Here is a 20,917-nt window from a genome sequence, read left to right on the forward strand (position 1 = left end):
GAAGATCGCACAGGAGACTAGCACCGATTTGGGGTGTGGCGCAGGGATAGAAGTGATGGTTTGTGGGACTAGAGGAGGCGATGACGGAATCGATCATTTCATCGCGGGTTTCCCGGCCGTTCTCAAGCCCTGGCTAGGGTTCGTGGGCTGTGAGGGACCCCTACTTCGACAACGCGAAGTACCTTGCGATCGTCCTGGTGGTGTGCGGGCACCTGATCGAGGACCTGCGCTCGGATCCGGTGGCGCACGCGCTCTACTTCTACGTGTACCTGTTCCACATGCCGCTGTTCATCATGCTGAGCGGCTATCTGTCACGCAACTTCACCTTCTCCAGCGGCAAGGCCAGACGCCTCATCGCCACGCTCGCCGTGCCGTACGTCATCTTCGAGGTGGCCTATTCGCTGCCGCGCCTGCTGCTGTACGGCAAGCTGGAGATCAGCCTGCTCGACCCTTACTTCCTCACGTGGTTTCTGATGTCGCTGTTCCTGTGGCGGCTGTCCACGCCGGTCTGGCAGCAACTGCGCCGGCCGCTGGTGGTCGCGACGGGGCTGTCGCTGCTGTCGGGGACGAGCGCGCTGCCGGACGAGCTGTCGATGAACCGCACGCTCGGGCTGCTGCCGTTCTACGTGCTCGGGCTGATGCTGCGGCCCGAGCACTTCGACCTGCTGCGCAGGCCCTACGCCAAGGCGGTGGGCGCGGGCGTGCTGCTCACGGGGCTCGGGCTGGCCTTCCTGCTGCACGAGCGGGTGCCGACCGAGTGGATCAGGTGGCGGCACGCCAACACCGCGATCGGGGTCGACGACCTGACGGGCAGCGGGATCCGGCTGGCGATGCTGGCGGCGGGTGCCGTACTGGTGCTGGCGTTCCTGGCGGTGACGCCCGATCGGCGCACCTGGTACTCCGACCTCGGCACGGCCACGATGTATGCCTATCTGCTGCACGGCTTCGTGGTGAAGGCGGCCGAGCGGCTGGGGCTCGGCGTGCCGCTGTCGATCCTGCTCGGCGTGGCGGTGGCCACCGCGCTGTGCACACCGCCGGTCCGCAGGCTCTTCCACTGGGCCGTCGAACCCAGGATGGAGTGGGCCTTCACCGCCCTGCGACGCCCCGTGCGCTGAGCGACTCCCCGGCCAGGGCCCGCCTGTCGATCGAACGCAGCCACAGCACGCCCACGACCGAGATGGCCAGCAGGCCGACCCAGTCGAGCGTCGTGTACAGGTGCACCTGGCCATCCGTCGCCTGGGGCACCTGGCCGATGCGCAACATGCTGAACTGCCAGTCCCTGCCGGTCAGCACCAGCGTCAGTGCGATCGCGATGCCGCGCATGGAGTCCCACAGGGCGTGCAGCGCCGAGACGCCGAGATAGGTGAGCACGACGGGCAGGGTGAAACGCCAGTGCCTGGTGGAGGCGGCGAACAGCACACCGCCGATGATCGCCGTCCACAGGCCGTGCCCGACGGGCGCGAGCAGCCCGCGCAGGATCTCGGTCTCCACGAGCTGCCGCAGCGACAGCCCGTCCTCGGTGAACAGCGCGTTGAAGGCGTAGCCCGCACTCTCGAACGCCGCGAACCCGAACCCGACCGTCGCACCGAGCACCAGCCCGTCCCTGGCCGTACGGCGCCGCATGTGCCTGGCCACGAACATCAGCGCGGCCAGCTTCACGCCCTCCTCGATCAGCCCCACCGCGCCGTACATCCACAAGGACGGCTTGAGCAGCCAGCTCTCCAGGATCGAGGCGCCGAGCACACCCAGCACGCCGCCCACCACGAAGGCGACGAACAGCAGCTCGACCGTCACCTCCTGCGACCTGCCGCGCTCGTAGGCCCACACGACGAAGGTCACCGGCACCAGGAAGCTGCCGAGCAGCACGACGGTCGGCACCAGGTTGGAGTTCTGCGTCCACGCCGTGACCAGGACCGTGGCCAGCCACAGGGCCAGCCCGATGAGGAAGACACGCAGCCAGGGCCTCATGCCGAGAGCTCCGCGACGGCTCGGTAGGCGGCCGTGACGGCGGCGTCGGCGTAGGCGGCGGGCACGGAGTCGGAGTTGGCGATCGCGATCCTGCCGTACCTCTTGCGCGCGGCCTCGGCCGGGAAGGGCCCGTCGGGATAGAACAGATTCCACGGCCTGCAGTACTCGGGCGCGTAGCCGTGGCCCCAGCGGTTGACGGTGATCGCCTCGATGTCGCGTTCGGGGTCGAAGCCGCCGGGCCCGAGCAGCCGGGTGAGCTGGTCGCGGATGGAGTACTCCATATAGCTGTAGGGCGTTTTGATCAGCTGGTGCCTGCCCGCGATCGACCCCTCCGAAGGCGACATGCCGGGCGCGCACGGCGTGCTGATCATGTGGACGTTGATCGGCTGCGAGGGGTCCTTCGGGCACTCGTAGCCCGGCATGCTGACCGGGTAGTCCAGCTCGGACACGCACCAGTACGCGCCCGTCCAGCGCACGTGGTTGACGCCGACCTTGCGCCACGGCTCCCAGTTGCGCAGCTGCACCATCGAGTACAGCAGCGGCACCTTCACTGCCTGGTGCAGCGCCGTCTTCTGCTCGGGCGGCAGGTCGGTGACCAGATAGGGGATGACCATGTTCCAGCACGCCATGATCACCGCACCGGCCCTGACCGTCCTGATCGCGTCGCCGTCGTAGTAGCCGACGGTCGCGGTCGAGGCGGTCTCCGGGTAACCGTCGTTGGACGCGGACACGACCGGGCTCGACAGCCGGAAGCGCACCCGGTTGGAGGCCAGGTCGAGCTTGCTGTAGTCGTAGGAGGCGGTCGTCACGCCGTCCATGTCGCTCGCACTGGCGAATCCCGGGATCATCCGGCCCACCATCATCCGCACGAGCGCCTGGTTGCCCTCGGGGAAGTGGTAGATGTACGGGTCGTCGGCGTCCCAGCCCTTGATCATGCTGGGCGAGTTGAACCTCGACGGCTTGTCGGTGTCGAGCTTCAGGCCCTGGAAGCCCGGATAGTCCCACTCGTCGGCACTGCCCCAGGCGTCGATGGCGCCGAACGCGTCGGTGCCGTACGCCCACTCGTCGCTGGACATCGTCCGGCAGAACTTCTCCACGTCCGGGTGCACCTTGCACACGTCGAGCAGGAACTGCGAGTACGTCATCCCGGCCAGCCTGGCCTGCTTCTGCTCGGCCGACAGGCCGCCGAACCAGTCGGGCGGGCTGGTGTAGAGCATGAGCAGGTCGCGCTTGGCCCGTTCGGCGATCGGCAGGTCGGCCACCCACTGCTCGGCCTTGATGCCGTCGGTGTAGCGGATCAGCTTCTCGGTGGCGAACGTCTCGCGGTCGCAGTACACACTGTCGGTCATGCCGAGCTTGGTGTAGAGCTCCTGGTCGAAGTACTTCTCGAACTTCTGCACCTGGACGTCGAGCTGCTGCAGCAGGTTCTTGCCCGCGGGCGTCCACACCGATGGCGCCTCGATGGACTGCGAGCCGCCGTAGCCGATGAGCGGGCCCTTGCGGGCCTTGGGCTCGAACTGGTTGCGCCGGGCGTGGCCGCCGATCTCGTCGTGGTTCTCCAGGATGAGGATCTTCGCGCTCGGGTTGAGGCGCAGCCATTCGAAGGCCGCGCTGACCCCGCTGATGCCGCCGCCGACGACCACGAGGTCGTAGTTCTCGCCTGTGGACTGCGGCGTGCCCGCGTACTGCCAGAAGCGGTCGTCGCGCAGCGCGTGCGGCACGCTGAGGGCCTCGGGGGTGTTGCCCCGCAGGCCGTGCAGGTCGGGCGGGAAGGCCACGTCCGTGGGCACTTCGAGGCTCTCGGTGCCGATGACCCCGGGTTCGGCGTTGTTGTAGGAGGGGCCGCAGCCCGTCACCGCGCCGAGCGCGGCCAGGCCCGCCGCCATCGCGACACCGTCGAAGAAGTCACGGCGCGAGATGTCACGGCCCATACCGAGCTCGCGTGCCCGCTTTGGATTGATCTCCTGGCCATCGGTCATGGGATCGATCATCGCCAGCCGGTCGATAAACCCCCACTCGGCACGCAGCGCCCTTCGGAAACATTTTGCCTAATAAGCCGGTCGGGCCACAGGGATTGGCCATTGTTCTAACGTTTGAACAAGGCCGCTTTTCCCGGGGGAGCAATCATGCAAAAGCAAATTGTCGGAATACTCCTGGGTATGGGGATTCTCGCCGGGTGTGCGGCGGCGGCCGAGCCCGCCAGGCCGTCCAGGCTCGACGGAGCCCTGCTGCGGGCACCGGCGGGCATGAAGGTCGCCTACGGCCCCGAGAGCGGCCCTTTCGGCTCGCTCAAGGCCACCCGGCTCGGCCTGCGAGCCCTCCGCGCGTCCGAAACCGGCCCGGCCGCCTGCACGGCCGGCCGGCTCGACCCCGGCGACCCCGGCCTGAGTACGGCTCCCGCCGCCGTGGTGGCCTTTTCCTCCGAACGCGGTTCGGTCGCTCAGGCGTTGGTCGCGCTCCCACAGGGCGAGGCCGTAGCCCGTTTTCCGAAACCGCTGGCCGAGGAGTGCCGCTCATACACCGTCAATACGGTGAAATACGCGACACGTGAGCTCGCACTTCCGAAAAAAGGCGACGAAAGCCGGGCCTTCCTCACCTCGGCCACCGGCGCGGGCGGGCGGCTGCAGATCGGCTCGGTGGCCATCAGGTCGGGCGGCGTGGTGATGAGCCTGCTCGTCGTCGGTCAGGAGCTCCAGGCCGACGCCCTCGCCGTGGTGAGCGGCGAGGCCTACGACCGGCTGGTGCGGCAGATCAGATGAGGACGTGGTCGCCCGGGTGCCCCACGAACGAGAACTGCGCGTTGCGGGTCAGCTTGATGTGATCGGCCTGCCAGGTGTGCATGGCGGTGTCGGCGCTGCGCCAGTAGACGAAGTTGAACCGGTCGGCCGAGTAGATCTTGACGCCGTCCTCCTTCAGCGCCCTGACCAGGCGGGTGTCCTCGCCCCTGGTGACGTCGTCGAAGCCGTACGTCCTGAACATCGAGGCGGTGCCGAGGAAGGTGCCGCCCTGCACCAGGTGGGCGTAGCGGTGCTCCAGGCCGGGCAGGCGGAGCATCGTGGTGTTGGAGCCCTCGAAGTAGGTGTAGTGCGCGCCCTTGCCGACGAGCTCGGCGTCGGTGTAGTCGAACGAGCGCACCAGGTCCGACAGGTAGTGCTCGCCGTACAGGTTGTCGTCGTCCATCTTGGCGATCAGCTCGCCGTCGGCGGCGGCGATGCCCAGGTTCAGGCACGCGCCGAGCGAGAGGCCGGGAGCCGCGGGCAGGACCACGACGTCGGAGATCCCGGCCACACGCGCCTTGTCGGCGACCACGATCGGGTCGATGTCCAGGCCGTGCAGCACCATGACCAGCTGCAGCGGGCGGTGCAGCTGCTTGGCGACCGAGGAGATGGCGTGCTCGATCTGCGCCGCGCGGTTGGTCGGCAGCACCACCGAGATCGAGCGTGACCTCGGCTCGACGTGCTGACCCATGACCTGGAGGATCTGGTCGACGCGATGCGAGAACAGGTGCTTGTCGAAGACCTCGCGCATGGCCAGATGCCCCTGGCGGGCCCGCAGCTCGGGGCTGTTGACGAGGTGCAGCACCTGGTTGTAGGACTCGATCGGCTCGCGTGCGATCGGGATCAGCTCGCCGAACGTCTCCTCGATGGCCCGCGACCAGCCGGACACCACGGGCGTGGAGCAGGCCGACAGCTCGAAGACGCGCCGCGCGCACATCGTGGGCGAGTCGAGCACCGAGTTGACGTTGAGGAAGACCTTGTACATCCGGTAGGCGGCCAGCATCTGGTCGTAGGGCAGTTCGCCGACGATGTGCGGGCGGTACTCGGCGGGCCAGGCGTACTTCTCGTCCACCTCGCCGTTGCGGGCGAAGATGTGCAGGCCGAGTTCGCGCACGGGGTCGAGCACGGTCTCCATCTGCTCGCGGCGCTCGGGGTGCTTGTCGCGGAAGTACATCCCGGCGAAGACCACGTCGTGCAGGCGGCCCTGCTTCTGCTGGATCGGGTTGTGCACCCGGGGCTGCGCCGCGAACTGCAACACGTCGACCCGGTCGTGACCGAGCACCTCGCGGTACTTCGGCAGCATGTCGCCGTCACAGGTGAAGACGTAGTCGAAGAGCTTGGCGGTGTCGATGAAGAAGTCGAAGTTGGGCGGGTCCTCCTTGTTCCAGAAGACCGTGGGCACGCCCTCCTGGTTGCACCAGGCGATGAGGTCGCGCAGCTCCTGCTTGGGGGCGTTGGTCCCGGTCATCTGGTAGCGCCATCTGCCCTGGTTGCCGTGCCAGGCCGACTCGCAGAACAGCATGTCGGGACGCTTGTCCGCGAAGATCTCCGGCCAGTCCTTCAGGCCGAACTCGATCTGGTCCCACTCGTACTTGAACGCCATCCGGGAGAAGTCGTCCAGGATGACGGCCACCTTGAGGTCTGGCCGGTCGACCGGGCCGAGCGGCCACTTGATCGCCGGAACCTCGACCAGGGGACCGCGCCTGGCCACGGCCTCGGCCACCTCGGTGACCGGGGTCGGGGCCTTGGGCGCCTTCTCCTTCGAACGCACCGCGCTGACCAGGCGGCCCGCGCTCTTGGCCGTGATGGCCTCGCCCAGCTTGAACGAGCGCTTGGCCTGGGTCGCCTGTAGCTTCCACGCGGCGTACTCGGCCTTGGCCTCGGCGATCTCCAGCCTCCTGCGGAGCTCCCTGATGTCGGCCTCGTAGCGCTCGACGAGCTTGCGCTCTTCGGGCAGCCAGTTGACAGGCCCGAGCCGCTGGTAGGCGGGCTCCCGGGTCTCGGCGGACGTCGGCTCTTCGGGGGACTCGGCCATGATCGCTCTGCTTTCGGGGCTTTCGTACGGGTTTGTCAGCGTACGCCGCGGGCGTGTGCCGCAGGGGACAGGTTGTCGCCCTTGAGCCACGCCTGGATGACACGGGCGATCCGCGGACCGGCCGCGCCGTCCCAGAGCACCGGCAGGTCGCCCGAAGGCGTGCTCGCACCGTCGGCCAGCGCCTTCTCGGCGGCGGCCGGAAGCAGCGCCGGACTGACCAGGCGGTTGGTCCCGTGCGTCACGGTGATCGGCCGCTCGGTGTTCGGCCGCACGGTCAGGCACGGCACGCCCAGCATGGTCGTCTCCTCCTGCACGCCGCCCGAGTCGGTGACGACCAGCGCCGCGCCGCGTACCAGCGAGAGGAAGTCCACATAGCCCAGCGGGTCGACGACCTGCACCGAAGGCCCGTCGACCAGACCGGCCTCGGCCAGCCTCGTGCGACCACGCGGGTGGATCGGCACCACGATCGGCACCTGGGCCGAGACCGCGAGCACGGCGTCGACCAGTTCGCGCGCGGCTTCGGGCGAGTCCACATTGGCCGGGCGGTGCAGGGTCGCGACGGCGTAGCGCCCGGGCAGGCCGAGCCGCTCGACGATGGGCGCGGGGTCGAGCTTGGGCAGCGCGCTGAACAGGCTGTCGATCATCGGGTTGCCGACGAGGTGCACCTTGGCGGCGTCGACGCCCTCGGCCGCGAGGTAGGACAGGGCGTCGGGCGAGGTGGCGAACAGCAGGTCGGACAGGGCGTCGGTGACGATCCTGTTGACCTCTTCGGGCATGCCCCTGTCGAACGAGCGCAGCCCGGCCTCGACGTGCGCGGTGGGCACACCGAGCTTGGCGCAGACCAGGATGGCGGCCAGCGTGGAGTTCACATCGCCGTAGACCACGACGAGGGTCGGCTCGTGTTCGAGCACGACCTGCTCCAGGCCGACGAGCAGTGCGGCGGTCTGGGTCGCGTGCGACCCCGAGCCCACTCCGAGGTTCGCCACGGGCTCGGGCAGCCCCAGGTCGGCGAAGAACACATCCGACATCAGCGCGTCGTAGTGCTGGCCGGTGTGGATGATGCCCTGCCGTACGCCAAGTTCGTCGAGGGCGCGCACCACGGGGGCGGCCTTGACGAAGTTGGGTCGAGCGCCAAGCACGTGCAGAATGAGCGCGTTTTCCGTGCTCCGCCCCATGTGACCTCGCCTTTCAGAACGTAACGGGGGAAATCGCTGCCTATGGTACGGTCACGCCGTGGTATCCGACGCCAAAAAAGTCACGGCGAAGTCGGCCCGAGCTGGCGTCGGCGGACTTCTCCGCGGTTTCGCGCAACACCCCGTCATCGTCACCAAGGTCGTCTACTCCAAGGTGAAGGCCGACCCGGTCAGGGTCGCCCAGGCGGCGGCCGACGCCCTGCCGCCCAGGTTGCGGCCGATCGTGGGCAAGGTGGCATGGCCGGCGGCCAGGCAGGTCCGCCTCGTCGCACGCAAGCTCGGCATGCGGATGGTCAGAGGACCGTTCCAGGAGGCCAAGGCCGCCTGGGAGGCCGGTCGCATCAGCGACGCCGTCGAGGTGCTGCGACCGCACTCCAAGTACCCCTTCATCCGGCGCAGGGGCCTGTACTACGTGGGTGAGCTGGCCTCGATCAGCCCCGGCCCGATCCCGGACGCGCCTTCGGTGGCCGTCGGCGAGCGCGTCGAGGGGCGGGTGCTGCACTGCGTGACCAACGCGCTGCCGTACACGCAGGCCGGGTACACCGTGCGCACGCATCGCATCGTCACCGCGCAGCGGGCGGCCGGACTGGACCCGCACGTGGTGACCAGCTGGGGCTACCCGATGCTCCAGGGGCACGCCGACGCCGCGCCCTTCGAGGAGCTCGACGGCACGACGTACCACCGGCTGCTGCCCAACGGCGGCGAGGTGCCGTTCGAGAGCAGGGGCCGCATGATCCGCGGCGCCGACGAGGTCACCGAACTCGTCCGCCGCCTGCGCCCGCAGGTGCTGCACGCCGCCACCGACCACCGCAACGGCTCGGTCGCACACGCCGTACGGCAGCGCACGGGCACGCCGTTCGTCTACGAGGTGCGGGGCTTCCTGGAGGAGACCTGGGCCTCGCGCGACCCGATCCGCGTCGGCAGCCAGCGCCACGTGCTGCAGCGCGAGCGCGAGTCGTTCCTCATGCGCGAGGCCGACGCGGTCGTCACGCTGGCCGAGACGATGGCCGTGGAGATCGTCGAGCGTGGTGTGGCCCGCGAGAACATCTATCTCGCGCCCAACGCCGTCGACGACTCGCTGCTGACCGCCTCCTACGACGGCGCCGCCTTCCGCCGGTCGATGGGCATCGGCGACGGTGAGATCGTGGTCGGCTCGGTCTCCAGCATCGTGGCCTACGAGGGCTTCGCGACGCTGCTGCGCGCCGCCGCGCTGCTGCGTGAGCAGGGCACGCCCGTCCGCGTCCTCATCGTGGGCGACGGCACCGAGCGCGAGACGCTGCTCGACCTGGTCAAGGACCTGGGCCTGACGGATGCGGTGCTGCCCGGCCGGGTCGGCCCCGAAGAGGCCCTGCAGGCGCAGGCGGCGATCGACATCTTCGTCTGTCCTCGCGAGGACCTGCGGGTTTGCCGACTTGTTACGCCATTGAAACCCGTCGAGGCGATGGCGCTCGGCAAGCCCGTCGTGCTGTCGGATCTGCCTGCTCTGTCGGAGCTCGTGGGCTCCGACGGCGCCGGACTGCTCGTACCGGCCGGTGATCCCGCCGAGCTCGCCAAGGCGCTCGCGGGGCTGCGTGCCGACCCCGAACGGCGGGCGCTCATGGGCGAGGCGGGACGGGCCGAGGTGGCCGCCAAGCGTACGTGGAGCCGCGTTGCGGAGACTTACCGCGACATCTACCGAATGCTTGCCGAGCGATGACCTTAGCGATACCTGTCTGTTCTGACGTGTTCAGTCGCATTAGGCGTGAGCTATGTGGAACTGAGATAGCCTTTGCGACCATGAAGTGTTGTCTCCAAGGCGATTGGGCAAGGTCGTGAGCGAGAGAAGCGAGCGAACCATCCAGAGCGGCGCCTTCGCGACCGAGGCCGGCGCCGCCGGTCAGGGTCCCGACTTCGACCTGGCCGTCATCGGCCTGGGGTACGTGGGCATGCCGCTGGCCAAGGAGGCCGTCGCGGCCGGACTGCGCGTGATCGGCGTCGACGTCGACCCCCGCAAGGTCGAGGCGCTCACCGAAGGCCGTTCCTACATCGACGACCTGACCGACGCCGATCTCGAGCACATGCTGGCCAACGGGTTCGGCGCCACGCTCGACGAGACGGTGCTCGCCAGGAGCAAGACCATCGTCATCTGCGTGCCGACCCCGCTCGACGAGGACCACCGCCCCGACCTGAGCGCCGTCGAAGGCGCCACCAAGGCCGTCGGGCGCAACCTCACCAAGGGCACCCTGGTCGTCCTGGAGTCCACCACGTGGCCCGGCACCACCGACGAGGTGGCCAGGCCCCTGCTGGAGACCTCGGGACTGGTCGCGGGCGAGGACTTCCACCTGGCCTTCTCGCCCGAGCGCATCGACCCGGGCAACCCCAAGTTCGGCCTGCGCAACACCCCCAAGGTGGTCGGCGGCTTCACCAAGGGCTGCCTGGACGTCGCGGCGGAGTTCTACAGCCAGTTCATCGAGCAGGTCGTGCCCGTCAGCGGCACCCGCGAGGCCGAGATGGCCAAGCTGCTGGAGAACACCTACCGGCACGTCAACATCGCCCTCGTCAACGAGATGGCGATCTTCTGCGACGAGCTGGGCATCAACCTGTGGGAATCGATCGAGGCGGCGGCCACCAAGCCGTTCGGCTTCCAGAAGTTCCTGCCGGGACCCGGCGTCGGCGGGCACTGCATCCCGGTCGACCCCTCCTACCTCTCCTACACGGTGCGCAAGCTCGGCTATCCGTTCAGGTTCGTCGAGCTGGCCCAGGAGATCAACGAGCGGATGCCCTCGTACGTGGTCGCCCGCGTGCAGCGTCTGCTCAACCGCTACAAGAAGGCGGTGAACGGCTCCAAGGTGGTCATGCTCGGTGTGACCTACAAGCCGGACATCGCCGACGAGCGCGAGACGCCGGCCCTGCCGGTCGCCCGCGTTCTGCTGGAACTCGGCGCCGAGCTCACCTTCGTGGACCCGTACGTCAAGCAGTGGTCGGTCGACGGCATCCCGGTGCCTCGTGAGGAGGATCTGGCCGAGGCGGTCCAGAACGCGGACGTGACGCTGCTGATGCAGCAGCACTCGCTGTTCGACCTCGGTCTGGTCGAGGAGAAGGCCAAGCTCGTGCTCGACACCCGCGGCGTGCTCGCCGAGGGTGAACGCGTCGAGCGGCTGTAGCGACGGAGGGCTGCGCGCAGTGCACGTGCTCGTCATGACGGTGGTGCATCACCCCGAGGACGCGAGGATCCTGCACCGGCAGATCCGCGCTCTCGTGGACGCCGGTCATGAGGTCACGTATGCCGCGCCCTACACCGCGCGCGGTGTGGTGCCGCGCTCGTGGGTGACCGGCGTCGATCTGCCGCGCGCCGCGGAGCGCAGGCGGCTGTCGGCCGTCCTGGCCGCGCGCAAGGTGTTCAAGCGCATGCGTGACAAGGTCGATCTGGTCCTGGTGCACGATCCCGAGCTGCTCTTCGCGATCTGGGGTGTGCGCAAGCGCCCGCCGGTCGTGTGGGACGTGCACGAGGACACGCCCGCCACGCTGTCGCTCAAGCCGTGGCTGCCCTCCTTCCTGCGCCCGCCCGTGCGCTTCCTGGCCAGACTGCTGGAGGGCACGGCCGAGCGCCGGCTGCACCTGCTGCTGGCCGAGACCGCCTACGCGGGCAGGTTCAAGCACGCCCATCTCATCGTGCCCAACGAGACCTGGGTGCCCGACGCCGTCACACCGCCAGGCGACGACCGCATCGTCTATCTCGGCTGGCTGTCGGGGGCCAGGGGCGTGCGCGAGGCCGTCGAGGTGGCCAGGCTGCTGCAGCCGCACAAGGTCGCCGTCGAGCTCATCGGCTATGCCGACCCGCAGAGCAGGCCGATGCTCAACGAGGCGGTGTCCGAAGGCGTGCTCGAATGGCGCGACTTCATGCCCAACGACGAGGCGCTCAAGCGGCTCGACGGCGCGCTCGCCGGGCTGTCGCTGCTGCACGACGAGCCCAACTACCGCCACTCCATGCCCACGAAGATCGTGGAGTACATGGCACACGGCATCCCGGTCATCACCACCCCCTCGCCTCGGGCCGTCGAGCTGGTCGAGAGGTACCTCAGCGGCGTCGTCGTGCCGTGGCAGGACCCCAAGGCGGTGGCGCAGGCCGTACTCACCCTGAAGGAAGACGTGCAGGAGCGCAGGGCCCAGGGGGCGCGCGGCTACGCGGCCGCGCGTGCCAACCATCACTGGCCCAACTCCGCCCGCCGGTTCGTCACGCAGCTGGAGGCGTGGGGCGGCATCAAGCACTGAACATCTTTAGGCTGATCCGATCCCGAGGGCGGTAGGTTCCCGATCGTGCGCTGGCTCACTGTCCTTCTGGGAGCGGCGATCCTCGCCGTGATCGCGGCCGTGGTCGTGGTTCTTCCCAACAGTCCTTCGGCCCCGGTGAGCGAGAAGCGCCCCAGCTCCTCCGCGCCGCCGTCGGCCACGACCGAGCCGACGCCCACGGCCAGCACGTTCACCGACCCGTGCGGCACCTTCGACACCGCGACCCCGACCCCGTACGCGGTCACCGGCTACTGGCTGACCCCCAAGGCCGACCCCTGCACCTGGCGCGAGCAGATGGAGGCCATCCACAAGCTCGGCGGCGACACCGTCATCAGGATCGGGTACGGCCTGCAGCCCCGGCAGATCGACGCCGAAGGCCGCATCCTCGACAAGGACGGCAAGCCCGACGAACGCTACGAACGTTGTGCCGACGGCGGCGGCACGTGCTTCCAGTCGGTCGACGCGGCCCTGAAGGCGGCCAATCCGGGTAACAAGATCACCCAGACCTACGTCTACCGGACCGACGAGTCCTACGGCGAGGCCATCTACCGCTGCCGCGCGATGGAACGGGCCATCACGGTCGGCGATCGGCAGTACTTCCTGCTGGTCGCCCCCTCCGACGGCTCCGACGACGCCACCTGCGCGTTCGCCGACAAGCCCCGCGACTGGCACCTCATCGTCATCGCCGCCGCGGCCGAGGACAGCCTCACCAAACTGCTCGACCTCGGCGACAGGTTCGGCGTGAAGGTCTTCCCCGCGCTGCCGCTCGCCCCCCGTGACCCGGCCGTGCCCACCAGAGCCGACCCCGAGCACATCGGCACGCTGACCACCGTGACCCGGCGCATCCTCCAGGACTACGGCTCCAGGCATGCCGGACGGGAGTCGCTCGGCGGTGTGTACCAGCCGTTCGAGCTCCAGCTCAGGAAGATCTCGGCCGACAATCCGACCCTGCACGTCTACGCCGACCAGCACGAGATCGTCGAGCAGGAGCTGCCGGGCAAGCCGATCCTGGTCAGCCCCTACCTCGACGCACGCAAGCGCGTCGGCTTCGGCGCCACGCCCGCCCAGGTGGCCGAGGGCTTCAAGGCGCTGGCCCGCAGCGGCGTCGGCATCATCGCACCGCAGGACTCGCGCGGCACCGGCAAGGTCGGCCTGTTCTGGGGCGACGAACGCGACCAGGAGGTCGACCCTCGCCTGCGCTCGATGGTCGGCGAGACCACCTACGGCACCGCCTACCACGGCTCGACCCGCGACTACTACCGCGCCATGGCGGCGGCGCGTGAGCAGATGGGCTCCACCGTCCAGCTCTGGGCCAATGTGGAGGCGTTCGAGCCTTCGGCCGACCAGCCGTGCGCGCCGCAGGGCACCCGCGGCAAGACCGACAAGAAGCGCCTGGACGCCGCGGTGGCGATGACCGGACGCTACGTGCAGAAGGTCGTCTCCTACATGTGGAGCGACTTCATGACATGCGGTTCGCCCTCGCTGGAGTCGGAGATCGCCACCGACTACAACCGCCCGATCGCCGTCGACGCCATCAGGCGCAACCGCGACATCCAGGACGGCGTCGAGGTACGCGGCTACTACCTCGAACACTCGACCGTGACCGTCGCCTGGCCCGGCGGCTCGGCCGAGATGAACGTCGACACGCAGGGCTGGCACGACCCCGACCCGCTGGAGGAGCTGCCCTTCCGCATGCAGACCGCGTGGGTGCCCTTCGACTGGAGCGTCGTGGGGGACGCCTGGGTGACGATCACCGTGCGCGCCGCCGACGGCAGACAGACGACCAGTCCTCTGCACGTACGCGTGAAAGGGTGACCTCGCCGTGTAACGTGCCTGGCATGGTCCCCTGCATCCCCGTCAGCGTGGACCTCGTCGTGCTGACCGTGCGCTGCCAGGCGCTGTGCGCGCTCGTCTGGCGTCGCGACAATCCGCCTTATCTGCGGCGCTGGGCGCTGTCGGGTGGATTCATCCAGCTGGACGAGGATCTGCCCGCCGCCGCGCACCGGGTGCTGGCCGAGCGCGCCGGACTGCCCGGTGCGCCCGTGCACCTGGAACAGCTGCAGACCTACGGCTATCCCGACCGCGATCCGCGTCAGCGGGTGCTCAGCGTGGCCTACGTCGGTCTGTCACCCGACCTTCCGGCGTCGGAGAAGGCGCACATGAGCTGGCAGCCGGTCGGCGAGCTCACCGCCATGGCCTTCGACCACCGCCGCATCATGCTCGACGGCGTCGAGCGGGCCAGGGCCAAACTGGAGTACACCTCGCTCGGCGCGGCGTTCTGCCCGCCCGAGTTCACGGTGGCCGACCTGCGCCGGGTCTACGAGATCGTGTGGGGCCGCACCCTGGACCCGCGCAACTTCCACCGCAAGGTCACCAAGGCCGAGGGCTTCCTGCTGGAGACCGGCGCGACGACGACACGCGACGGCGGCCGCCCGGCGAAGCTGTATCGCAGGGGGCCGGCCGAACTTCTGCATCCGCCTATGTTGCGCTCTTTGAAGGAATGACCTGCGTCAGGTCGATGTCGATCGCGAAGGGCACCGACAGTCGCAGCTTGTCGTGGTGAATGCCGGTCAGGGCATAGGCCTTCGTCGCGGGGTCGAGCTCGTAGGTGATGACCGTCGGCCGGTCGTTGATGTTCTCCACCCGCCAGAAGTGGGGGAAACCGGCCTTCGCATAGATCTGCGGCTTGTGCTCGCGATCACGGGCCAGCGACTCCCGTGAGACCACCTCGACCACGAGGACGACATCGGCGGCCGGCAGTGCGGTCTGCGCCAGACTCATCCCGGAGGTGTCGCGCACGACCGTGATGTCGGGCTCGGGCCGTTGCCGCTCGTCGATCGTGACCGTCATCTCACGCTCGACCAGCAGATCGCCGGGCGCGGTCGCCTCCAGCCCTTTGACCAGCAGGCTGATGACACGCTGATGGAATCTGGTCTGCGGGCTCACCAGGACAAGGCTGCCATCGATCAACTCGGTGTGAGGGGGAATCCCGGGACGATCAAGGTCGTCGGCGGTCCACCCGCCCTCCGGCGGGGTGGCCCAGTCGGGCAGGTCGGCGAAGCGGTCGGTCGGGGCGGTGGGCTCTGAGGCGGGCTCGATCGTGAGCTCCACCTCGGGCATGGTCTGCGCACTCATGTTGTCCTCCTCGCCAACCACGTTGCAATCCCTCCAGTGTCCCCGAACGATGTCGTGCTCACCCGCTTCTTTTAAGGTAAGGCCATGCCTCGTTTCCGTGCGATCCTGGACACAATGCCGCCCTACAAGCCGGGCAAGGCTGTGGTAAGCCCCGACGGGCGCTCCTTCAAGCTCTCCTCCAACGAGTCGCCCTACGATCCACTGCCCTCCGTGGTCGACGCGGTCGCCGACGCGGCGCGTCACATGAACCTCTACCCCGACGCCGCCGCCGTAGCCCTGACCGAGGCCGTGGCGCAGCGGTACGGCGTGCCGCCCGAGCACGTGGCGCTCGGGCCCGGCTCGGTGACGGTCGTGCAGCAGCTGCTGGAGACCGTCGGCGAACCCGGTGCCGAGGTGGTCTACGCCTGGCGGTCGTTCGAGGCCTACCCGCTGCTGGCCGACCTCGCGGGCCTGACGTCGGTCCAGGTGCCGCTCGACGGCGAGGACCACGACCTCGACGCCATGGCCGAGGCGATCACCGACAACACCAGGCTGGTCTTCGTCTGCAACCCGAACAACCCGACCGGCACCTCGATCGGCAGGCAGCGCCTGGTCGACTTCCTGGACAAGGTGCCCGCCCATGTGATCGTCGTCCTGGACGAGGCCTACCGCGAGTACGTGCGCGACGAGGACGTGCCCGACGGCCTGACCCTCTACCGCGACCGCCCGAACGTGTGCGTGCTGCGTACCTTCTCCAAGGCCTACGGGCTGGCCGGGCTCAGGGTGGGCTACCTCATCGGGCACGAGCCGATCGCCGCCGCCGTGCGCAAGACGACGGTGCCGTTCGCGGTCAACAGCCTGGCCCAGGTGGCGGGCATCGCCTCGCTGGCCGCCGAGGAGGAGCTGCTCGCCCGCGTGGAGAGCGTGATCGGCGAACGCACCCGGGTACGGCAGGCGCTGCTGGAGCAGGGCTGGGACGTGCCGCCGACCGAGTCGAACTTCGTGTGGCTGCGCCTGGGCGAGCGCACGCTCGACTTCGCCGCCGCGTGCGCGGTCGAGGGCGTCGCCGTACGGCCGTTCGCGGGGGAGGGGGCCAGGGTGTCGATCGGCAGCCCCGAGGCCAACGACGCCTTCCTCAAGGCGGCGGGCGACTTCCTGCGGCGCTGAGTTCTCCCTGGGGCTGCTGCGAGCCGGTCGTCCTGATCGGTTCGTAGCGGCCTTTCGGCGTTCCGGCGGCCTCGGCTGGCGGAGACCTGCTTCCGGGCGCTCCACGGAGCTCTGAGGGCCGTACAGTCGATGCCCTAGTCGATCGAGGCGTTGACCGTGGGGCGTGCGGGAGCCGTGGGAGGGGGCGGGCTGGAGGGGCGCCTGCGTTCGGTCGAGATGACGAGCGCGACGCCGACCAGGATGATCAGACCGCCTCCCACGACCTGAACCGTGATCGGCTCGCTCAGCACCAGAGCGCCCAGCAGTACGGCGACGGCCGGATTGACGTAGGCATAGGTCGACACCAGCGAGATCGGCGCATTGGTCAGCAGCCACGCGTACGACGTGAAGCCGATCAGCGACCCGATCAGGATCAGATAGACGAGCGCCGCCCACGACCGCCCCGACACGGCCGCCAGGTCGAGGTGCTCCCCGAACGCGGTGCCCGCAACCGCGAGCCCGATGCCGCCCATCACCATCTCGGCCGCGCTCGCCACGAACGGGTCCGAAGGCATCGGGATACGGCTGGACAGGAACGATCCCACCGCCCAGGCCAGCGAGGCCGCGAGAATGATCACGATCCCCGTGGTCTGCGACCCCTCGCCCGACCCGCTGCCGCTGAACGACAACGCCGCCACACCGCCGAACCCGACCAGCACCCCCGCGAGCGTCAGCACCTTGGGCCGATCGCGCACCATCAGCCTGAGCACCACCAGCCACAACGGCACCGACGCGACGAGCAGAGCCGCGAACCCCGTCGAGATGTACTGCTCGGCGACGGAGACCATCCCATTGCCCGCCGTCAGCAGCAGCAGCCCGACCAGCGTGACGCCCCCGAACTCCTTCCACGTCATCCGCAGCGCCCCGGGCCCCTTCCGCAGCAGGATGAACGCCCCGAGCAGCACACCGGCGGCGACGAACCGCATGGCCCCACTGAGCATGGGCGGCAGGGTCTCCACCGCGATCCCGATGCCGAGATAGGTCGACCCCCACACCACGTAGACGATGCCGAGAGCCAGCCATACGAAAAGGCTGTGCCGCCTGTCAGGGGTGTTCGCACTCATAGGTGGTGACAATAGCGGTCAAGTGGGACATATTACTCGCGGGGTTCGGTCAACTAATTGCGCGACCGAAACACGAAAGATCGAGTTGAGAGAGTGAGGGGGGTCCCCCCGGAACGCGCCTAGCGTCCCCAGCCTTGAAACCCCCGCTCCACCCCCGAAAGCCGAAGCCCTGCTTCAACTCCACTCGGGCCTCGACCCCACGTCTCAGGCCCAAGTGTCATCCCCCCTGAAGCCCTCGGCCCTTCGTGGCCCCCACGGCCACACCGCCGAGTCACCCGCCCCTCCCCAACACGCCCACCCGCCACAGCCCCACCGCACCCCCGGCGAGCCAGGCTTCCCCGAGCCCACCCCCCGGAACGCGCCCAGCGGTCAAAGACGATGCTGGGCGCGGCCGGAGTCCTGCTAGGGGTGCGTGAGTGACGGGCCCCGGCCCTGTGCCGGGCGGGGGCCGCCAACTGTGCTTGCCGTACTGTGAGACCTGCTCATGCTTGGCGTAGTATGAGAGGGGCTCACCTTGTCCCGAGCTTCTCCACGATCAAGCGGTAGAGCTGGCGGGGCCGGCCGGGTTGTGGCGTGCGATTCGGGGGGAGCGGCCACGCGAGTCCCTCGTCAACCAGCGTGCGCAGCAGTCTGCGGGCCGTGCGTGGGGTGACCCCCAGCATGCGGCCTGCGCCTTCGGCGTCCACCACGGTGTCGCCGCCCTCCAGCTTCGCCGCCAGCCTGGCGAGCACCTCGATGCCCTTCGGCTTGAGCGGGGTCGATCCTGTGGGGGGCATCCGGGGAGCGGGGATGAGCGCGCGGCCCTCCCTGTCCACGGCGAACCCCTGCGCCTGCTTGCCCGCCTGTGTCCTGGCCAGCGCGGCCCTGGCGTGCGACTCGGCGTCATGGGTGGTACGGCCCATGCCGACGCCGACCTCGACGGCCAGGCCGAGCTCCTCCCTGATCCTCGCCGCGAACGGCAGCACCCTGAAGCCGTCGGTCGCGGCCGCGATCGAGCCCCGGGTGGCCGTGACCAGGTAGCTGTGGTCGTCGATCGGCCAGACCGTCGCGTTGATCCGGTTGGCCTCCTGGACCAGCAGCCGGTGCAGGCTGAGCCTCAGCTCGTCGCGCCAGTAGCGGGGCGCCGCCCGCCTGATCGGCTCTCTGAGCGTGGGCACCTCGACGAGTACCACCGTGAGCTGGGACTCCTCCAGCCTGTGGTGTGCGCCGAGCAGAGCGGCCGTGTGCAGTGCCGTTCGCACGGCGGCCGACGTGGGCCTGACCCTGACGACGGGCACTCCCGCCGTCTGCAGCCTGTCGGCCACGCCTGGCAGGCAGGTGAGCGCGCCTGTGGTGGCGCCCTGTCTGGCCAGTCGTTCATGGTAGGCCGCGATCGTGCCGGTGGCTCCGGGTTCGTCGCGGCTGTGTACCTCGGTCACGGGTATGCCGAGGTCGGTGTACGCCTCCTCGATGTCGGCCCTGGACACCACGTCGACGCTGACCTTCGCCGGATCGAGGCGAGGATCGAGCGCGGCCTTGGCCAGCGCTGCGACCAAGGCCGCACCGCCGAGCTGTACGTAGGTCGCGGGCATGGTGAGCACGCCTGATCGCCGTGCCAGGTCATAGGGGACCGGGCTGGCGAACAGGCATGCGTCTACTCCTGGTCCGAGTCGCGTGACCTTGTCCGCGGCCTCCTGCTCGTCACGGTAGGCCGCAGCGACCAACCGGCACGGCAGTGGAGCCGCGGCATGCCCCATCAGCATGACTCGCTCGACCAGATCGTGGGGCCCGACCACGCCGATGGTGAGGTCGGGCGTCATGGACCCCGGGCGTGATACTCGGGGCGTTTCTTCGGCCCTCTCGACCAATGTTCGTCCCATCCTGCCGTCCATTGCAGTGCTCTCTTTTGGAACGATCGCTCGCGGGGGCCGTAATGTCACGCCCGACTTTTCCGGAAAGCCGTTCTGTTTGGCCTTGCTGAACGTCGTTTCCGCAGCTCAGGATGGGTTTTTAGGCGGTCAGGAAGGCGTTGAAATCTCTCGCGTAATGTCCGCTCCGAGTGCCCGCATTCGCTCGGCGAGATGTGCGTGCCCGCGATCGATGAGGTAGCCCGACTCGATCACCGTCTCGCCTTCGGCGGCGAGACCGGCGAGTACGAGCGCGATGCCCGAGCGGAGATCGTGTGCGGTCACCACGGCGCCGCGCAGAGGGGTGTACCCGTGCACGGTGGCGCTGTTGTCCTTGACCCGGACGTCGGCGCCCATCTTGTTCAGCTCGCCCGCCAGGGCGAAGCGGCCGTCGAAGATACGCTCGTGGATGTAGCTCACGCCGTTGGCCAGGCAGGCCACGGTCATCATCGGCGACTGCAGGTCGGTCGCGAAGCCGGGATAGGTGTCGGTGATGACGTTGATCGGCTTCAGCTTGGTGTCGGGATGGCTGCGCACGTGCAGCACGGCGCCCTGCGTGGCGAACTCCACGCCCATCTGCTCCAGCTTGTACCTCACCACGCCCAGGTCGAGACCGGTGCCGACGAGGCTGAGGTCGCCCCCGGTGATCGCCGCGGCCATGGCGAACACACCGGCGTCGAGCCGGTCGGGCATCACGGTGTGCTCGACGGCGTGCAGTTCGTCCACGCCTTCGACGGTGATGTAGCCGGTGCCGCCGCCGCTGATCCTGGCGCCCATCTTGGTGAGCATGTCGATCACGTCGAGGACTTCGGGTTCGAGCGCGGCGTTCTCGATCACGGTGGTGCCGTTGGCCAGGGCCGCGGCCATGATGAGGTTCTCGGTGCCGGTGTGCGAGGGCGTGTCGAGGTAGAGGGTGGCCCCGGTCAGGCCGGCCGCCTTGACGTGGATGACCGACTCGCCCTCGTCGACGATCGCGCCGAGGCGCTTGTAGCCCAGGTAGTGGAAGTCCAGGTTGCGGCTGCCGAGGTTGCAGCCGCCGACCCCCTCGACGATGGCCTCGCCGAGCCTGTGCAGCAGCGCGGGCGTGAACAGCACGCTGCCGCGGAAGCGCCTGGCGATCTCGGCGGGCAGCACGGCACTGGACAGGCGGGAGGCGTCGATGACGAGCGTGCGCTCGGCCTCGTGCAGCTCGACCGTGGCGCCGATGGCCTCGGCCAGCTCCACCGCTCGACGTACGTCCTCGATGATCGGGACGTTGCGCAGGACCGTGCGTCCCTTGGCGGCGAGCAGCGCCGCGCCGATCATGGGCAGCACGGCGTTCTTCGCACCCTGGATGAAGGCGGTTCCACGCAGTGCATTGCCACCGCGAACGCGGTAACGGACCATTCGGCGGCTCCTAGGGAAG

At 68.9% G+C, this 20,917-nt stretch carries 16 protein-coding genes; 8 read left to right on the plus strand and 8 right to left on the minus strand.

Translation table 11 applies throughout. The features are described from left to right. The first annotated feature begins 149 nt into the window (after positions 1 to 149). Entirely contained in the window at positions 150 to 1,115 is a 966-nt protein-coding gene (locus tag ACTWNK_RS03065; protein WP_474301966.1) for an acyltransferase family protein, read from the plus strand. Here the strand turns inward: ACTWNK_RS03065 and ACTWNK_RS03070 are convergent. Together ACTWNK_RS03070 and ACTWNK_RS03075 are read right to left on the minus strand one after the other, a co-directional pair. Next, on the minus strand, positions 1,087 to 1,968 hold the full coding sequence (locus ACTWNK_RS03070) for a PrsW family intramembrane metalloprotease (RefSeq protein ID WP_474301967.1): 882 nt from the start codon (positions 1,966 to 1,968) through the stop codon (positions 1,087 to 1,089). The two genes, ACTWNK_RS03065 and ACTWNK_RS03070, sit on opposite strands and share 29 nt — an antisense overlap. After that, positions 1,965 to 3,947: an NAD(P)-binding protein gene (locus ACTWNK_RS03075; RefSeq protein WP_474301968.1), complete on the minus strand. Its 1,983-nt coding sequence runs from the start codon at positions 3,945 to 3,947 to the stop codon at positions 1,965 to 1,967. The genes ACTWNK_RS03070 and ACTWNK_RS03075 overlap by 4 nt, the downstream gene beginning before the upstream one ends. A gap of 180 nt (positions 3,948 to 4,127) precedes the next feature. Here ACTWNK_RS03075 and ACTWNK_RS03080 point away from each other — a divergent pair, with 180 nt between their 5' ends. Beyond that, positions 4,128 to 4,727: a hypothetical protein gene (locus ACTWNK_RS03080; protein ID WP_474301969.1), complete on the plus strand. Its 600-nt coding sequence runs from the start codon at positions 4,128 to 4,130 to the stop codon at positions 4,725 to 4,727. Here ACTWNK_RS03080 and ACTWNK_RS03085 read toward each other — a convergent pair. Together ACTWNK_RS03085 and wecB are read right to left on the minus strand one after the other, a co-directional pair. Continuing rightward, positions 4,720 to 6,780 (minus strand): glycosyltransferase family protein, encoded by a 2,061-nt coding sequence (locus ACTWNK_RS03085; protein ID WP_474301970.1) that lies wholly within the window; start codon positions 6,778 to 6,780, stop codon positions 4,720 to 4,722. The two genes, ACTWNK_RS03080 and ACTWNK_RS03085, sit on opposite strands and share 8 nt — an antisense overlap. Positions 6,781 to 6,815: 35 nt before the next feature. Continuing rightward, the gene (wecB, locus tag ACTWNK_RS03090) at positions 6,816 to 7,955 is read right to left on the minus strand and encodes a non-hydrolyzing UDP-N-acetylglucosamine 2-epimerase (RefSeq protein WP_474301971.1); all 1,140 of its coding nucleotides are present in this window, start codon (positions 7,953 to 7,955) and stop codon (positions 6,816 to 6,818) included. Between the two features lie 58 nt (positions 7,956 to 8,013). Between wecB and ACTWNK_RS03095 the strand changes: the two genes are divergently transcribed. The 5 genes from ACTWNK_RS03095 to ACTWNK_RS03115 all read left to right on the plus strand — a co-directional run bounded on the left by ACTWNK_RS03095 (position 8,014) and on the right by ACTWNK_RS03115 (position 14,746). Next, positions 8,014 to 9,669: a glycosyltransferase family 4 protein gene (locus ACTWNK_RS03095; RefSeq protein WP_474301972.1), complete on the plus strand. Its 1,656-nt coding sequence runs from the start codon at positions 8,014 to 8,016 to the stop codon at positions 9,667 to 9,669. A gap of 199 nt (positions 9,670 to 9,868) precedes the next feature. Further along, entirely contained in the window at positions 9,869 to 11,116 is a 1,248-nt protein-coding gene (locus ACTWNK_RS03100) for a nucleotide sugar dehydrogenase (protein WP_474310818.1), read from the plus strand. A gap of 19 nt (positions 11,117 to 11,135) precedes the next feature. Next, a complete protein-coding gene (locus ACTWNK_RS03105; protein WP_474301973.1) occupies positions 11,136 to 12,224 on the plus strand; it encodes a glycosyltransferase in 1,089 nt (362 codons plus the stop codon). A 45-nt stretch (positions 12,225 to 12,269) separates the two neighbouring features. Next, positions 12,270 to 14,057, plus strand: coding sequence for a DUF4434 domain-containing protein (locus ACTWNK_RS03110; protein ID WP_474301974.1), 1,788 nt, complete (start codon positions 12,270 to 12,272; stop codon positions 14,055 to 14,057). 23 nt (positions 14,058 to 14,080) lie between these two features. After that, complete coding sequence (locus ACTWNK_RS03115) at positions 14,081 to 14,746, plus strand: NUDIX hydrolase (protein ID WP_474301975.1); 666 nt, start codon at positions 14,081 to 14,083, stop codon at positions 14,744 to 14,746. Here the strand turns inward: ACTWNK_RS03115 and ACTWNK_RS03120 are convergent. Beyond that, positions 14,721 to 15,377, minus strand: coding sequence for a Uma2 family endonuclease (locus ACTWNK_RS03120; RefSeq protein WP_474301976.1), 657 nt, complete (start codon positions 15,375 to 15,377; stop codon positions 14,721 to 14,723). The two genes, ACTWNK_RS03115 and ACTWNK_RS03120, sit on opposite strands and share 26 nt — an antisense overlap. Positions 15,378 to 15,461: 84 nt before the next feature. On the opposite strand from ACTWNK_RS03120, the gene hisC reads away from it, so the two are divergent. Next, a complete protein-coding gene (gene hisC / locus ACTWNK_RS03125; protein ID WP_474301977.1) occupies positions 15,462 to 16,523 on the plus strand; it encodes a histidinol-phosphate transaminase in 1,062 nt (353 codons plus the stop codon). A gap of 134 nt (positions 16,524 to 16,657) precedes the next feature. Here the strand turns inward: hisC and ACTWNK_RS03130 are convergent, their stop codons facing one another. From ACTWNK_RS03130 to murA, 3 genes are all read right to left on the minus strand, one after another. Next, the gene (locus tag ACTWNK_RS03130) at positions 16,658 to 17,626 is read right to left on the minus strand and encodes an EamA family transporter (RefSeq protein WP_474301978.1); all 969 of its coding nucleotides are present in this window, start codon (positions 17,624 to 17,626) and stop codon (positions 16,658 to 16,660) included. 509 nt (positions 17,627 to 18,135) lie between these two features. After that, the gene (locus ACTWNK_RS03135; RefSeq protein ID WP_474301979.1) at positions 18,136 to 19,425 is read right to left on the minus strand and encodes a GTP cyclohydrolase IIa; all 1,290 of its coding nucleotides are present in this window, start codon (positions 19,423 to 19,425) and stop codon (positions 18,136 to 18,138) included. 198 nt (positions 19,426 to 19,623) lie between these two features. After that, positions 19,624 to 20,898, minus strand: coding sequence for a UDP-N-acetylglucosamine 1-carboxyvinyltransferase (gene murA / locus ACTWNK_RS03140; protein ID WP_474301980.1), 1,275 nt, complete (start codon positions 20,896 to 20,898; stop codon positions 19,624 to 19,626). Positions 20,899 to 20,917 lie beyond the last annotated feature (19 nt).

It is taken from the genome of Nonomuraea sp. IBHARD001, from assembly GCF_056106265.1.

Coding starts and splice junctions, on each gene's coding strand:
- ACTWNK_RS03080 (WP_474301969.1), top strand. CDS start 4,128: ATGGGGATTCTCGCCGGGTGTGCGGCGGCGGCCGAGCCCGCCAGGCCG.
- ACTWNK_RS03075 (WP_474301968.1), bottom strand. CDS start 3,947: ATGACCGATGGCCAGGAGATCAATCCAAAGCGGGCACGCGAGCTCGGT.
- ACTWNK_RS03070 (WP_474301967.1), bottom strand. CDS start 1,968: ATGAGGCCCTGGCTGCGTGTCTTCCTCATCGGGCTGGCCCTGTGGCTG.
- ACTWNK_RS03135 (WP_474301979.1), bottom strand. CDS start 19,425: ATGACGCCCGACCTCACCATCGGCGTGGTCGGGCCCCACGATCTGGTC.
- wecB (WP_474301971.1), bottom strand. CDS start 7,955: ATGGGGCGGAGCACGGAAAACGCGCTCATTCTGCACGTGCTTGGCGCT.
- hisC (WP_474301977.1), top strand. CDS start 15,462: ATGCCTCGTTTCCGTGCGATCCTGGACACAATGCCGCCCTACAAGCCG.
- murA (WP_474301980.1), bottom strand. CDS start 20,898: ATGGTCCGTTACCGCGTTCGCGGTGGCAATGCACTGCGTGGAACCGCC.
- ACTWNK_RS03115 (WP_474301975.1), top strand. CDS start 14,081: ATGGTCCCCTGCATCCCCGTCAGCGTGGACCTCGTCGTGCTGACCGTG.
- ACTWNK_RS03130 (WP_474301978.1), bottom strand. CDS start 17,626: ATGAGTGCGAACACCCCTGACAGGCGGCACAGCCTTTTCGTATGGCTG.
- ACTWNK_RS03120 (WP_474301976.1), bottom strand. CDS start 15,377: ATGAGTGCGCAGACCATGCCCGAGGTGGAGCTCACGATCGAGCCCGCC.
- ACTWNK_RS03085 (WP_474301970.1), bottom strand. CDS start 6,780: ATGGCCGAGTCCCCCGAAGAGCCGACGTCCGCCGAGACCCGGGAGCCC.